The sequence below is a fragment of the Candidatus Fusobacterium pullicola genome (genome assembly GCA_018883725.1).
GTDB lineage: Bacteria > Fusobacteriota > Fusobacteriia > Fusobacteriales > Fusobacteriaceae > Fusobacterium_A > Fusobacterium_A pullicola.
In genome coordinates this window covers 23993-39214 of the sequence record JAHLFN010000034.1, presented here as the reverse complement: position 1 = coordinate 39214, position 15222 = coordinate 23993, and the positions used below count along the sequence as shown (strand labels likewise).

Genomic DNA, 15222 nt, shown 5'->3' with positions numbered 1-15222 from the left:
TTTAAAATATGATGTATAATATAAAAGAAGAAATTCTATATGGGAGGACAATAATGAAAATAGCGCTGGATGCTATGGGAGGAGATAAAGCACCTTTTGAAGCAATAAAAGGAGCTATTAAGGCATTAGAGGAAGTTGAAACTCTAAATCTTGTACTTGTAGGAAAGAAAGAAGTCATAGAAGAGGAGTTAAAAAAATATAAATATGACAATAAAAGAATAGAGATAGTTGATGCTAGAGAAGTTATAGAGATGACTGATGACCCTGTTATAGCTGTTAAGAGTAAAAAGGATTCATCTATGAATAGAACTTTAGAGCTAGTAAAAGAGGGAGTTGTAGATGCGTCTGTATCTGCAGGAAATACTGGAGCTTTAATTACAGCTAGTCAATTAAAGTTAAAGAGAATAAAAGGTGTATTAAGACCTGCTATTGCGACAATGTTTCCTAATAAGAAAGATAAGATGTTGATGTTAGATGTGGGAGCAACTGCAGATTGTAAACCTGAATTTTTAAGTCAGTATGCTATGATGGGTTCAAAATACTTAGAAATCCTTTTAGGAAAGAAAAATCCTACTGTAGGTTTATTAAATATAGGAACTGAAGAAGGAAAAGGAAACGAAGTAACAAGAGAGGCATATAATCTATTAAGAGAGAATAAAAGTATAAATTTTGCTGGAAATATTGAGAGTACAGAAGTAATGAATGGTAAAATAGATGTAGTAGTTACAGATGGATTCACTGGAAATATGGTGTTGAAAACTGCTGAGGGAATAGCTAAATTTGTAGTCTCGTCTTTAAAAGAAGAGATTAGTAAAAGTTTTATTTATAAAATAGGAGCGTTACTATTAAAGCCAGCTATGAAACATGTAATGAAGAAAATGGATTCTTCTGAGTATGGTGGAGCAATGTTTTTAGGTTTAAATGGACTTTCTATAAAAGCTCATGGAAATTCAGATTCAAACGGGATAAAGAATGCAATAAAAGTAGCTAATAAATTTGCAGAGATGAATTTTGTTGAAGAGCTTAAAAAAGTTATTGATATGGATAACAGTGTTGAAAAAACCTTAGATTAGGAGGAAAAATGGAATTTAAAAGTATAGGTATCAAAGGATTAGGATATTATGTTCCAGAGAAAGTAATGACAAACTTTGATTTTGAAAAAATTATAGATACAAGTGATGAGTGGATAAGAACTAGAACTGGAATAGAAGAAAGAAGATTTGCCTCTTCAGAACAAGCAACATCAGATCTATGTGCATCTGCAGCAAAACAAGCATTAGAGAAAGCAAATATGAGCATAGAAGATATAGATATGATAATAGTTGCTACTTGTACACCTGATTATTTAGTACAAGCTACTGCCTGCCTAGTTCAACAAAAATTAGGAGCTAAAGGGATACCTTGTTTTGATTTAACAGCAGCATGTAGTGGATTTATCTATGGTTTAACAGTTGCAGGTGGAATGATAAGAGGAGGAATTTATAAAAATATCCTAGTAATAGGTGGAGAAACACTTTCGAGAATAATTGACATGCAAGATAGAAATACTTGTATATTATTTGGTGATGGAGCAGCAGCAGCTGTAGTAGGAGAGGTAGAAGAAGGATTTGGAATGTTATCTACTTATCTAGGAGCAGAGGGTGAAGATGATGATATATTAAGAACACCAGCTGGAGGAAGTAAAAAACCAAATAATATTCAAACTATAGAAAATAGAGAAAATTTTATGAGAATGAAGGGGCAAGATGTATTCAAATTTGCTATACATGCACTTCCTAGTGCTACAAATAAAGCTTTAAAGATAGCAAATGTAAAAGCAGAGGAGCTTAGTATGATATTTCCACATCAAGCAAATGTAAGAATAATAGAAGCGGCTTCTAAGAGAATACATGTTCCAGTAGATAAATTCTATATGAATCTAAAAAAATATGGAAATACTTCAGCAGCTTCAGTAGGACTTGCTTTAGGGGAAGCTTTAGATAAAGGATTAGTAAAAAAAGGAGATCTAATAGCTTTAACTGGATTTGGAGCAGGACTTACTTATGGTTCAATAATAATGAAGTGGGCTTATTAAAGAATAAGAGTAATAAATATTGACATATTTATATAGCTATGATATATTAAAAGACAGGTGTTTTATTAAGGAGGATAATATGTCTAAAATCGCTTTTGTATTCCCAGGACAAGGGACGCAATATGTTGGAATGGGAAAAGAATTATATGAAAATAGTGAATTAGCTAGAAAAGAGTTTGATAATCTATTTTCAAAATTGGATTTTGATTTAAAAACAGTTATGTTTGAAGGACCAGAAGAAGCATTAAAAGAGACTAAAAATACACAACCAGCAATAGTATCAATGAGTTTAATTTTAACAAAATTATTAGAAGATAAAGGAATAAAAGCTGACTATGTAGCAGGACACTCTGTAGGAGAGTATGCAGCTTTTGGAGCGGCTGGTTATTTATCAATAGAAGATACAGTAAAATTAACAGCAGCTAGAGGGAAATTTATGAATGAGGTAGCTCAAAAAGTAAATGGTGGAATGGCTGCAATAATTGGACTTGATTCAGATAAAATTGTTGAAGAGTTAAAAAAGGTAGATGGAGTAGTAGAGGCAGTAAACTTTAATGAACCTAAACAAACAGTAATAGCTGGAGAAAAAGCAGCTATAGAAAAGGCTTGTGAGGTATTAAAGGAAGCTGGAGCAAGAAGAGCTATGCCGTTAGCTGTATCAGGACCTTTCCACTCATCGCTTATGCAAGAGGCAGGAGAGAGATTAAAAGAGGAAGCGAATAAATATAATTTTACTATGACAGATATAAAATTAGTAGCTAATACCAATGCTGAAATTTTAACATCTGTAGCTGAAGTAAAAGAAGAGATATATAGACAAAGTTTTGGACCAGTAAAATGGGTAGATACTATAAATAAATTAAAATCTGAAGGGGTTACAACTATTTACGAAATAGGACCTGGAAAGGTTTTAGCAGGACTTATTAAAAAAATTGATAAAGAAATTGAAGTAAAAAATATAGAAAAACTTGAAGATTTATCAAATATATAGTAAAATCTATTATATATAACGTTTTATATAAAGAAAAAATTAAGGAGGAAGAAAAATGTTAGATAAAATAAGAGAAATAGTAGTTGAGCAATTAGGAGTAGACGCTGAGCAAGTAGTACCTGAGGCAAACTTCGTAGAGGATTTAGGAGCAGATTCATTAGATACTGTTGAGTTAATAATGGCTTTCGAAGAAGAGTTCGACGTAGAAATCCCTGATACAGATGCAGAAAAAATCAAAACAGTTCAAGACGTTATTGATTATATCGAATCTAAATAATTAAATCAAATAAGAAAAGGCGGGGTATGAAAGTACCCCGTTACTTATATATAGTAAAATAAAATGAGGTGATATTGTGAATAGAGTAGTAGTTACAGGAATAGGACTAATAACTGCACTAGGAACAGGAATTGAAAAAAGTTGGAGAAGAATAGTTGCTGGGGAAACAGGAGTAGGAAGAATAGAGTCGTATGATTCAACTGATATGCCAGTGCAAATAGCAGCAGAGGTAAAGGATTTTGATGCTGTTGAATTTGGAATTGAGAAAAAAGAGGTAAAGAAATTAGCAAGAAATACTCAATTTGCTATAGCAGCAACAAAAATGGCATTAGAGGATTCTAAATTAGTAATAGATGAAAATAATGCTGAAGATATTGGAGTAATTGTATCTTCTGGTATAGGAGGAATAGAAATATTTGAAGCTCAACATCAAACTATGATGGAAAAAGGAGTAAAAAGAATATCTCCATTTACTATTCCAGCAATGATAGCTAATATGGCATCTGGTAATATAGGAATTTATTTTGGGGCAAAAGGACCAAATAAATCAGTTGTTACAGCTTGTGCTGCAGGAACTCACTCAGTTGGAGATGCTTTTGAAATGATAAAAAATGGAAGAGCAAAGGTTATGATAGCAGGAGGAACAGAGGCTTCAATAACTCCATTTGCTATGAACGCTTTTGCAAATATGAAAGCATTATCTACAAGAAATGATGAGCCTACAAAAGCTTCTAGACCATTTAGTGCAGATAGAGATGGATTTGTAATGGGAGAGGGAGCAGGAATATTAATTCTTGAAGAATTAGAACATGCGAAAGCTAGAGGAGCAAAGATATATGCTGAAGTAATAGGATATGGAGAAACTTGTGATGCTTACCATATAACAGCTCCAGCAGATGGTGGAGAGGGAGCAGCAAGAGCATTTAAAATGGCTCTTAAAGAGGGAAATATAGCTCTTGAAGATGTAACATATATCAATGCTCATGGGACATCAACACCGGCAAATGATAGAAATGAAACAGCAGCTATAAAATCAGTATTTGGAGAGCACGCTAAAGATTTAATGGTATCTTCAACTAAGGGAGCAACAGGGCATGGACTAGGTGCAGCTGGAGGAATAGAGGCTGTAATAATAGCTAAAGCTATATCAGAAGGAATTATTCCACCAACAATAAACTATGATAATCCAGATGCAGAATGTGACTTAAATTATGTACCAAATAAAGCTATAGAGAAAGAGATAAATGTAGCGATGTCAAGTTCATTAGGATTTGGAGGACATAACGCTGTAATAGCTATGAAAAAGTTTAAATAGAATTTAGGAGGAAATAATGAAGAAGAACTACTTGGATTTCGAAAAAAATCTAGGGTATTCTTTTAAAAATAAAGAACTTCTAAAAAATTCACTTATTCATCGTTCTTTTGGAAATGAGCATAGAAGATATAAAAAGATAAGTAATGAGAGACTAGAACTGCTTGGTGATGCAGTTCTAGATCTTGTTGTTACTGAATATTTGTATAAAAGTTATGCTGATTCAACTGAGGGAGATTTAGCTAAGGTAAAGTCAATGGTAGTAAGTGAACCAGTATTAGCAGGAATATCTAAAAAGTTAGAGGTAGGAAAATATCTTTTACTTAGTAGAGGAGAGGAGCTAACTGGAGGAAGAGAGAGAAGTTCAATTTTAGGAGATGCCTTTGAAGCTATTTTAGGTGCTATATATATGGATTCAAATTTTGAAACAGCTAAAAAATTTGTACTAACACATATAAAAGATGCAATTGATCATGTAGATAGTAATGAAGATATTTTAGATTTTAAAACAATATTACAAGAGTATAGCCAAAAAACATATAAGGTTATTCCAGAGTATTCTGTAATTAGAGAGATAGGTCCAGATCATCAAAAAATATTTGAGATAGAGGTAAAAATTAATAATGGTATAGATAAAGAAGAGACAGAAAGTGGAACTGGAAAAAATAAGAAAACAGCAGAGCAAGCAGCGGCTAAGTCTCTTTGTAAAAAGTTAGGAGTAAAGATTCATGAAGCACTATAATATTCCAATATTTATAAGTCATTTTGGATGTCCTAACTCTTGTGTATTTTGTAATCAAAAAAAGATAAATGGTAGAGAGACAGATGTTACAATGGAGGATTTAAAGAATACTATAGAGATGTACTTAGAAACTCTTCCAAAGAATTCCAAGAAAGAAGTGGCTTTCTTTGGTGGAACTTTTACAGGGATCTCTATGAAACTCCAAGAAGAATACTTAAAGACAGCATATGAATATATAAAAAAAGGTGATATTGCTGGAATTAGGTTATCTACAAGACCAGATTGTATAAATGATGAGATAGTAGCTCAATTAAAAAAATATGGGGTAACTTCTGTAGAATTAGGTGTACAATCTTTAGATGAGAAGGTTTTATTAGCAACCGAAAGATATTACCCAGTAAGTGTTGTTGAAGAAGCTTGTAAAACAATAAAAAAATATGGAATAGAATTAGGAATACAGCTGATGATTGGTTTACCACAATCAACAGATGAAAATGATTATGAAACAGCTGTGAAAGCACTAAGTATGAAACCTGATATGGTAAGAATATATCCTACTTTAGTAATAAAAAATACTAAAATGGAGAAAATGTTTTTAGATGGAGAGTATTTACCATTATCACTAGAGGGAGCAATAGAGAGAACTAGAAAGATATATGCTCTTTTGGAAAGTAATAATATAAATATAATCAGAGTTGGCTTACAACCAAGTGAGGATTTAAGAGAGGATGGAGTAGTATTAAGTGGTCCATTTCATCCAGCTTTTAGAGAGTTAGTTGAAACAGAAATTTATTATGATTTTTTAAAGAAAATTATAGCTGAAGAGAGAAAATTAGAAATAATAGCAAATGAAAAAGATATATCTAAAATCGTTGGAATAAAAAAAGCAAATAGAGTAAGACTAAAAGAATATTTTAATATAAAGATAGATAATTCGATTGAAAAAGATAATATAGTTGTAAATGGAAAAAAATATTCTAGGTTAGATGTACTTAGAGGAGAGTTAAAATAGATGAATCAAATAGTAATCAACATAGATGAGTTTCAATCAAGAGCAGCTATAATAGAAGATGGAAAGGTAGTAGAGATCCTTATAGAGAGGGAGGAAGAGAGAAGAATAAACTCAAATATCTATAAGGGAAAGGTAGCTAATGTTCTTCCGGGAATGGAGTCAGCCTTTGTAAATATAGGATTAGAGAAAAATGCTTTTTTGTATGTAAACGATTTAAGAGAGTTTGAAGAAAAATATTTAGATGGAATATGTAATAGTGATAGACCAATTGAAGATATATTAACAGTTGGAGATGAGGTTGTGGTTCAAGTTTTAAATGAGCCAAGAGGGACTAAAGGAGCTAGAGTTACAACTCACTATACCATTCCAGGAAAATATTTAGTATTGATGCCAAATAATAATCATATAGCTATATCTAAAAAGATAAAAGATGAAGAAGAAAGAAAAAGATTAGAGGAGCTTGTAGGGGAATTAAAACCTGAAAATATGGGAGTGATAATTAGAACAGCTGCTCAAGATAAGACTATTTTTCATTTCGAAAGAGAGATGGAGTATTTAGTAAAAAAATGGGAAGATATTGATAAAAAAACAAGTACTGCTAAAATAGGAGAGGTACTTTATAAGGATAATGGAATAGTAGCAACAGTTTTGAGAGATATTTTTTCAAATGATATAGATGAGCTTATTGTAGATAATGAAGAAGTCTATTGGGAAGTTATAGACTATATAAATGCTTTTAGTGAAAAAACATTAAAAACAAAGATAAAGTTATTTACTGATGAAAATAAAGGTATTTTTGAGATTTATGGAGTGGAAAGAGAGATAGAGAATGCTTTAAAAGAGGAAGTAAGATTGGATTGTGGTGGATATTTAGTAATCCAGAAAACAGAGGCTTTAATAAGCATAGATGTAAATACAGGTAAAAATACTGGAAGTTATAACTTAGAGCAGACAGTTTTAAATACTAATTTAGAAGCAGCTAGAGAGATACCAAGACAATTGAGATTACGAAATTTTGGTGGAATTATTATAATAGATTTTATTGATATGAGATTGGAAGAGGACAAAATAAAGGTATTAGAAGAGTTAGAAAAAAATCTTTCAAAGGACAGAATAAAAAATAATATAGTTCACTTTACTGATTTGGGTCTTATTGAGATGACAAGGAAGAGAACAGGAAAACCACTTTATAGCTATTTTCAAGAGAGATGTCCTATGTGTGATGGAACTGGAAAAATAAAATCAAAAGATGCTACTATACATGAGATAATAGCGGAGATAAAAGAGTGTGTAAAAGATGAAGATATAGGAACTATAAAGGTAATTTTATCTAAAAAATTAAAAGTGGATTTTAAAGAGTTATATTTTGAATTTGTAGATGAATATGTGAAAAATAGAAAGAAAAAACTTCTTCTAGAAGAAAATGGTCAAAATGATTATAGTTATGAAATTGTTTTGATGAAGTAAAGGTGAAAAATATGAAAATAGGTGTTTATGCAGGAAGTTTTGATCCAATAACTAAAGGGCATTTAGATGTAATAAAGAAGTCATTAAAGATTACAGATAAGTTAATTGTAGCTGTAATGAATAATACAAATAAAAAATGTTGGTTTTCATTGGAAGAAAGAAAACAGATGATAGATATATTGGTATCAGAATTTGGAGATAAAGTTGAAGTTAAAAGTTTTGATGGACTTTTAATAGAGTTTATGAAGAAAAATGGTGCTGAGATAATTATTAGAGGATTGAGAGCTGTATCTGATTTTGAATATGAGTTAGGTTATGCTTTTGTAAATCACGATCTATCTTATGGAGAGATAGAAACTATATTTGTACCTGCAGCTAGAGAGTATATGTACTTAAGTTCAAGTTCTGTAAGAGAGGCAGCAACAGTAGGAGCTAGATTGGATATATTTGTAGATGAAAGAATTATAGATATAATTAAGAAAAAGGCAGAGAGTCTAAAAGGATAGGTTGTAGATGGCAAAAACGAAGAGCTTTTATGTATGTAGTGAATGTGGATATAAGGCTAGTAAATGGGCTGGAAAGTGTCCACAATGTGGTAGTTGGGGAAGTTTTGAAGAGGAGTTAGAAGTATCTTCTTCAGTGGGAGCTCCTATAGTATCATCAGTTACTTCTATAAGAGAGACTTCAGAAAAAGTATTTTCTTTTGATGAGGTAATAACAGAAGAGAGTGATAGATATAAGACTAGAATAGGAGAGTTTGATAGAGTATTAGGTGGAGGATTACTGTGTGGAGAAGTGGTACTAATAACTGGTAATCCTGGAATAGGGAAATCAACTTTACTGTTACAAGTAGCAAATGAGTATACTGCATATGGAGATGTAATCTATATATCAGGAGAGGAATCTCCAGCTCAAGTTAAAAACAGAGGAGAAAGATTAAAGATAAAGAGTAAAAATCTTTTTTTAATGTCGGAAACAGATATCTCAAAAATTTATGAATATTTAATATCAAAAAAGCCAAAAGTTGTTATTGTAGATTCTATACAAACATTGTATAATTCTATTGTGGATTCAATACCAGGAACTCCGACTCAAATAAGAGAGTGTACATTAAAAATTATAGAATTAGCTAAAAAATATGGAATATCATTTTTTATAGTTGGACATATAACAAAAGATGGAAAAGTGGCAGGACCAAAATTACTAGAACATATGGTAGATGCTGTATTTAACTTTGAAGGAGAAGAGGGACTCTTTTACAGAATTTTAAGAAGTACTAAAAATAGATTTGGTTCAACTAATGAATTAGCAGTATTTAGTATGGAAGAGGATGGAATGAAAGAGATTAAAAACTCTTCAGAATATTTTTTAAGTGAAAGAGAAGAAAAAAATATAGGGAGCATGGTTGTTCCTGTTTTAGAAGGAACAAAAGTTTTTTTGCTAGAGATACAAACTCTTCTTACTGATGTAACAATAGGTATTCCTAAAAGAATTGTACAGGGATTTGATAGAAACAGAATTCAAATTCTTACGGCAATTGCTGAAAAGAAGATGTATATGAGTTTAGCTATGAAGGATATTTTTGTAAATATTCCAGGAGGTCTTAATATAGAGGACCCAGCAGCTGATTTAGCAGTACTTATTTCAATGTTATCAATTTATAAAGGAGTTGAAATTAGTCAAAAAATTGCAGCTATTGGAGAATTGGGACTAAGAGGAGAGATTAGAAAAGTATTTTTTATTGATAAAAGGCTTAGAGAGTTAGAGAAATTAGGGTTTAAGGGTGTTTATATTCCAGAGGCTAATAGAAAAGAGATAGAAAAAAATAATTATAATTTAAAATTAATATATTTAAAAAATTTAGAAGAACTTTTGGAGAGGATGAATAAGGATGGACAGTAAAAAACTAGAGGAGATGCTGTCATTTGTAATACCAGGTACTGCTTTAAGAGAGGGATTGAATAATATACTTGAAGCTGGTCTGGGAGCTTTGATAGTAGTTGGTTATGATGAAAATGTAGAAAAAATATCAGATGGGGGATTTTATTTAGCATGTGATTTTACACCAGAAAGAGTGTATGAATTAGCTAAGATGGATGGGGCTATTATTCTAGATGATGAATGTAAAAAAATAATGTATGCAAATGTACATTTACAACCAGATAGAAAATATACATCTACAGAGAGTGGAACAAGACATAGAACAGCTCAAAGAACAGGACAACAAACAGAGAAATTAGTAATAGCAGTTTCTGAGAGAAGAAATGTTATCACTTTGTATAAGGAAAATATAAGATATAGATTAAAAGATATAGGTTCAATAGGAAATGAAGCTTCTCAAGCTATAAAAACAATGGAGAGATATAAATCTGTATTAGATAGAGCATTGGCAAATTTAACAATTTTGGAACTAGAAAATACAGTGACACTATATGATGTAGCTACAGCACTTCAAAGATTTGAAATGCTTAGAAGAATTGGAGATGAAGTAAATAGTTGTGTAGTTGAATTAGGAGTAGAGGGAAGATTATTGAATCTTCAATTTCAAGATTTAAATCAAGATATAGAAGAAGATGAGTATGATTTAATAAGAGACTATATAGAAGATGGAATAGATTATAAAGAAGTAAGAGAAAGAATGAAAAGTTTAGATGATGAAGAGTTACTTCAATTGGAAAATTTTTCACATGCTCTTGGCTATGGGAAAAGTTATAGTTTATTAGATAATGAAGTTAGTCCAAAAGGATATAGACTTTTAGGAAGAATAAGTAAACTTACTAAAAAGGATATTGAAAAATTAATAGGAAAATATAATGGAATATCAAAACTTCAAGATGTTCCTGATGAAGAGCTTTCAGATATGAAGATTAGCAAAGTAAAAATAAAAGCTCTTAAAAGTGGGTTAAAAAGGTTAAAGTTAACAGTTGAATTAGAGAAAGTATAACTATAGAATAATTACAATAATAATAAAAGAGAGACAATAATTAATTTTAGAGTCTCTCTTTATTATTGTATAATTATTTTAATAATGAAACTAAGTTAAGAATTAGTACATATTTTCAGCGTTTTCACCTTTTATAATTTTAACTATTCTACTAGTTCCTAATCTATCAGCACCCAGTTCCATAAATTTAGCTGCATCTTCTAAAGATGATATTCCTCCAGCAGCTTTTATTTTTACATCTTTTCCAACATATTTTTTCATTAATGCTATATCATCAAAAGTAGCTCCACCAGTTGAAAATCCAGTAGAAGTTTTAATATATTCAGCACCAGATTGAGTAACTATTTCACACATTTTAATTTTTTCCTCTTCAGTTAAAAGACAAGTTTCAATAATTACTTTCAATATCTTACCATTACAAGCTTTGTGAATAGTTTTTATCTCGTTTAGTATAGATTGGTAATCTCTATTTTTTACATCTCCAATATTGATAACCATATCTATTTCATCAGCACCATTTTTTATAGCATCCTCTGTTTCAAAAACTTTTACAGCAGTTGTAGAGTACCCATTAGGGAATCCAATTACTGTACAAATAGCTAATTTACCATCTACATATTCTTTAGCTTTTTTTACATATGAAGCAGGAATACAAGCAGAAGCCACTTCATATTTAATTCCATCATCAAGAATTTGCTTAATATCTTCCCAAGTAGCACTTTGAGTTAGTAGTGTATGATCAACAGCATTTAATATTTTTTTTCTATCCATAACTATATCCTTTCTTAATTTAATTTGTCTAATATTGAGTACCCAATAGTATTTGTTGGCATATTTAATTCGAAGTTATCCACTATTGTAGCTCCAATTACTGCAAAAGTATCGAATTCTCCAAGATTTCCATTTTTATTAAAAGATGGAGAGTAAGCTATGAATGGAACTTTCTCTCTAGTATGGTCAGTTCCAATGTAAGTAGGGTCATTTCCGTGATCAGCTGTTAGGATTAAAAGGTCGTCATCTTTTAATTTAGAAAGAAGAACTCCTAGATTTTTATCAAATTTTTCCAATTCCTCAGCATAACCTTGTGGATTTCTTCTATGTCCCCATAAGGCATCAAAATCTACTAAGTTTACAAAACAAAGACCTGTAAAATCTTTTTCAGCTAACTCAATAGTTTGTTCCATTCCATGTACAGAACTTTTAGACTTATGAGTTTCAGTGATACCCTCACCATCAAATATATCATTAATTTTTCCTACTGAGATTACAGAGAAACCAGCTTCTTTTAAAGAATCAAGAGCTGTTTTACCAAAAGGTTTAAGAGCATAGTCGTGCCTGTTACTAGTTCTTTTAAATTCACCTTTTTTCTCTCCAACATATGGTCTAGCTATGATTCTTCCCACTTTCCATTCATCTTTCATAGTAAGTTCTCTAGCTATTTCACAATATTTATAAAGGTTATCAAGTCCCATATATTTTTCGTGTCCACAAATTTGTAAAACAGAATCAGCACTAGTATAGACTATCATATCACCAGTAGCTATTTCATGTTCTCCATACTCATCTAGAATTTCAGTTCCACTAGCTGATTTATTTCCAACTACTTTACGACCACATCTTTTTTCCAATTCATCAATTAATTCTTTTGGAAATCCTGTATCTGTAAAAGTTTTAAAAGGAGTTTGGATATTTAATCCCATCATCTCCCAGTGTCCTGTCATAGTATCTTTTCCAACACTAGTTTCATTTAGAGCAGCAAAATATCCTAAAGGATTAGATATAGAATCTACATTATCAATTGGATGTAAATTAGCAAGTCCTAATTTCTGAAGGTTTGGAATATGAAGAGCAGAAACAGACTTTGCTATGTTTCCAAGAGTATCAACCCCAACATCTCCAAATTTTTCAGAATCTTTCATAGCTCCAATCCCTAAAGAATCAAGTACTATTGTGAAAACTCTTTTATATCTTTTCATAGAATTTCTCCTTATTAGTCAACGAAAGTTTCTAAAGCTATCTCCATCATTTTAGTAAAGGCTGTTTGTCTCTCTTCTGGAGTAGTAACTTTATGTGAAGTAAAAGAGTCAGATATAGTTAAAAGACAAGCTGCTTTTTTACCTAAAACTTTTGCATTATGGAATAATGCGAAGCTTTCCATCTCTACACAAGTACAACCATGTTTAGCAAAATGTTCTTTATATCCATCAACATTTGACTCAGCATAGAATACATCACTTGAGTGAATTTTTTCTACATGTAAAGGGATTCCTAATCTTTTTGCAGTAGCTATAATTTTTTCATTTAACTCTTTATCAGGGTATACAGTGTCGCTTTCATAACCATTTTGAGTACGTGCAAATGTTGATTCACTCCATGCTGAATCAGCAAGAACAACATCATAAACATCTAATTTATCTACATAAGATCCAGAAGATCCAACACGAACAATATTTTCAACTCCATATACATTGAACAGCTCATAAGAGTAGATTCCGATTGATGGCATTCCCATTCCAGAAGCCATTACTGTAATCTCTTTTCCTTTGTAAGTTCCTGTATAAGCAAGCATATTTCTTACAGAGTTAACTAACTTTATATTATCTAAAAATGTTTCAGCTATAAATTTAGCTCTTAAAGGGTCACCAGGCATTAAAACGTTTTTAGCAATCTCTCCTATTTTAGCATTATTGTGTGGTGTCATATTATTTTCCTCCTATTATTTTAAATCTTCACTTGTAAAAGAAAAAGGTAAAAGTTCAGCTATATTTGTAATTATAGCTTGAGAGCTAGTATTAGCAATTACTACCGGAGTATCATTTTTTAAAAGTTCTACCATAACTTGTCTACAAGCTCCACAAGGGCTTCCAAGGGTATTTCCTCTAGTTACAACAGCCATAGATTCAATATCATCTTCTCTATATCCTAAAGAATATACATGAAATAAAGCACTTCTCTCAGCACAGTTAGTAAGTCCATAGGAAGCATTTTCTATATTAGCCCCAACATGATACTTTCCATCAGTAGTTTTTATACATGCTCCAACGTGATATTTAGAGTATGGTGCATAAGCTTTTTCCATAACTTCAAAAGCTTTATCTAAAATATCTTTATAATCTTCAAATATTTTTTGCATAATAACCTCCTTCAAGTACAGAAATTGAGGTTGAAAATCAACCTCAATATATTATAACATATTTTTAAATAATTGTAATAAATCCTACAACCATTGCACTTAAAATACTTACAGCAAAACCACCTATCATAGCTTTGAAAGCAAGTCTAGCAAGTACAGGTCTTTTTTCAGGACAAAGTATTGAGATACCAGAGATACAGATTCCCATACTAGAGAAGTTAGCAAATCCAGCCATTGCAATACTTAACATAAGACCAGTTCTATAATCTAAAGAGGCTATATGTTGTCCTAAGTTTTGGAAGGCTACGAACTCATTTAATACTAATTTGAATCCTAGTAACTCTCCAGCATAGAATATATTTTCACCATCTAATCCCATAAAAAATCCAAATGGAGAGAATATATATGAAAAGATTCTTTCAAGACTCATTCCAAAAGTACCTAAAATACCATTTATTAGAGAAACGATAGATATGAAAGCTACAAGTGATGCAGCTATTGCAATAACAGCTTGAATACCATTCACAGCTCCTTCAGTAACAGCAGATATGATATTTTCGTGATGTCCTTTTCTATCCATACTTACATTTTCAACAACTTTAGCATGCTCAACTTCTGGTAATAAAACTTTTGATATAGCTATACTTCCAAATGGAACTAAGGCAGAAGCTGTAAGTAGATATTCCATTGGAATTCCTAGAGCAGTATATCCTCCAATAATTGTAGCAGACATACTTCCCATTCCTGAAACTAATACTACCATTATCTCACTTTGAGTCATATTTCCTAAGTACTTACTAACAAGTATAGGACTTTCAGTTTGTCCTAAGAACATATTAGCAACAGCTACGAAACTTTCAACTTGTGTAGTCCCTAATATTTTACCAACTACTTTACCGATAACTTTAACAATAGTTCCTAATATACCTAAGTAGAAAAGAGCAGCTACAAATGCTGAAAGAAATATGATGTTCCCAAGAGCACCGATTATGAATATAAAACCAGTAGGTTGACTAGGGTCAGCTAAACTACCAAATACAAAAGATAATCCATTGAACCCATAACTAAGTATTTGAGTAACAACATCTGAAACTTTAGAAACGACAGTTCTACCAAAAGGGAATTTAACTAGAAGTAGAGCTATAATAAATTGAGCTAAAATTCCCTTAATAACTATTGAAAATTTAATCTCCTTCTTATGTGATGAGATAAGATACAGTAGTCCAAATAATACAACTATACCAATTAAAATTATAGTACCTTTCATTGA

The 15222-nt window shown here is 31.2% G+C and carries 16 protein-coding genes; 11 read left to right on the top strand and 5 right to left on the bottom strand.

Features of this window, described 5'->3' with window-relative positions; genetic code table 11:
- Nucleotides 1–53 precede the first annotated feature (53 nt).
- The 11 genes from plsX to disA all read left to right on the top strand — a co-directional run bounded on the left by plsX (nucleotide 54) and on the right by disA (nucleotide 10819).
- Nucleotides 54–1073 carry a phosphate acyltransferase PlsX gene (plsX, locus tag IAA47_04075; protein MBU3842147.1) on the top strand — a complete coding sequence of 340 codons (1020 nt, stop codon included), beginning with the start codon at nucleotides 54–56 and terminating at the stop codon, nucleotides 1071–1073.
- An 8-nt stretch (nucleotides 1074–1081) separates the two neighbouring features.
- Nucleotides 1082–2074: a ketoacyl-ACP synthase III gene (locus tag IAA47_04070; GenBank protein ID MBU3842146.1), complete on the top strand. Its 993-nt coding sequence runs from the start codon at nucleotides 1082–1084 to the stop codon at nucleotides 2072–2074.
- 79 nt (nucleotides 2075–2153) lie between these two features.
- On the top strand, nucleotides 2154–3065 hold the full coding sequence (fabD, locus tag IAA47_04065) for an ACP S-malonyltransferase (GenBank protein MBU3842145.1): 912 nt from the start codon (nucleotides 2154–2156) through the stop codon (nucleotides 3063–3065).
- Nucleotides 3066–3120: 55 nt separating this feature from the next.
- Nucleotides 3121–3342 (top strand): acyl carrier protein, encoded by a 222-nt coding sequence (gene acpP, locus IAA47_04060; GenBank protein ID MBU3842144.1) that lies wholly within the window; start codon nucleotides 3121–3123, stop codon nucleotides 3340–3342.
- A 76-nt stretch (nucleotides 3343–3418) separates the two neighbouring features.
- Nucleotides 3419–4657: a beta-ketoacyl-ACP synthase II gene (gene fabF / locus IAA47_04055; protein MBU3842143.1), complete on the top strand. Its 1239-nt coding sequence runs from the start codon at nucleotides 3419–3421 to the stop codon at nucleotides 4655–4657.
- Between the two features lie 16 nt (nucleotides 4658–4673).
- On the top strand, nucleotides 4674–5396 hold the full coding sequence (gene rnc / locus IAA47_04050) for a ribonuclease III (protein MBU3842142.1): 723 nt from the start codon (nucleotides 4674–4676) through the stop codon (nucleotides 5394–5396).
- Nucleotides 5383–6408 (top strand): radical SAM protein, encoded by a 1026-nt coding sequence (locus IAA47_04045; GenBank protein MBU3842141.1) that lies wholly within the window; start codon nucleotides 5383–5385, stop codon nucleotides 6406–6408. The genes rnc and IAA47_04045 overlap by 14 nt, the downstream gene beginning before the upstream one ends.
- Nucleotides 6409–7875: an Rne/Rng family ribonuclease gene (locus IAA47_04040; GenBank protein MBU3842140.1), complete on the top strand. Its 1467-nt coding sequence runs from the start codon at nucleotides 6409–6411 to the stop codon at nucleotides 7873–7875.
- An 11-nt stretch (nucleotides 7876–7886) separates the two neighbouring features.
- Nucleotides 7887–8381 (top strand): pantetheine-phosphate adenylyltransferase, encoded by a 495-nt coding sequence (gene coaD / locus IAA47_04035; protein ID MBU3842139.1) that lies wholly within the window; start codon nucleotides 7887–7889, stop codon nucleotides 8379–8381.
- 7 nt (nucleotides 8382–8388) lie between these two features.
- The gene (radA, locus tag IAA47_04030; GenBank protein ID MBU3842138.1) at nucleotides 8389–9777 is read left to right on the top strand and encodes a DNA repair protein RadA; all 1389 of its coding nucleotides are present in this window, start codon (nucleotides 8389–8391) and stop codon (nucleotides 9775–9777) included.
- A complete protein-coding gene (disA, locus tag IAA47_04025) occupies nucleotides 9767–10819 on the top strand; it encodes a DNA integrity scanning diadenylate cyclase DisA (protein MBU3842137.1) in 1053 nt (350 codons plus the stop codon). Before radA ends, disA begins: the two co-directional genes overlap by 11 nt.
- Nucleotides 10820–10921: 102 nt before the next feature.
- On the opposite strand, the gene deoC is transcribed toward disA, so the two are convergent.
- The 5 genes from deoC to IAA47_04000 form a co-directional block, all read right to left on the bottom strand.
- On the bottom strand, nucleotides 10922–11590 hold the full coding sequence (gene deoC, locus IAA47_04020) for a deoxyribose-phosphate aldolase (protein MBU3842136.1): 669 nt from the start codon (nucleotides 11588–11590) through the stop codon (nucleotides 10922–10924).
- A 14-nt stretch (nucleotides 11591–11604) separates the two neighbouring features.
- Nucleotides 11605–12795 (bottom strand): phosphopentomutase, encoded by a 1191-nt coding sequence (locus IAA47_04015; protein ID MBU3842135.1) that lies wholly within the window; start codon nucleotides 12793–12795, stop codon nucleotides 11605–11607.
- Nucleotides 12796–12809: 14 nt separating this feature from the next.
- The gene (deoD, locus tag IAA47_04010) at nucleotides 12810–13520 is read right to left on the bottom strand and encodes a purine-nucleoside phosphorylase (GenBank protein ID MBU3842134.1); all 711 of its coding nucleotides are present in this window, start codon (nucleotides 13518–13520) and stop codon (nucleotides 12810–12812) included.
- A gap of 15 nt (nucleotides 13521–13535) precedes the next feature.
- On the bottom strand, nucleotides 13536–13952 hold the full coding sequence (gene cdd, locus IAA47_04005) for a cytidine deaminase (GenBank protein ID MBU3842133.1): 417 nt from the start codon (nucleotides 13950–13952) through the stop codon (nucleotides 13536–13538).
- A gap of 64 nt (nucleotides 13953–14016) precedes the next feature.
- Complete coding sequence (locus IAA47_04000; GenBank protein MBU3842132.1) at nucleotides 14017–15219, bottom strand: NupC/NupG family nucleoside CNT transporter; 1203 nt, start codon at nucleotides 15217–15219, stop codon at nucleotides 14017–14019.
- Between the last annotated feature and the right edge of the window lie 3 nt (nucleotides 15220–15222).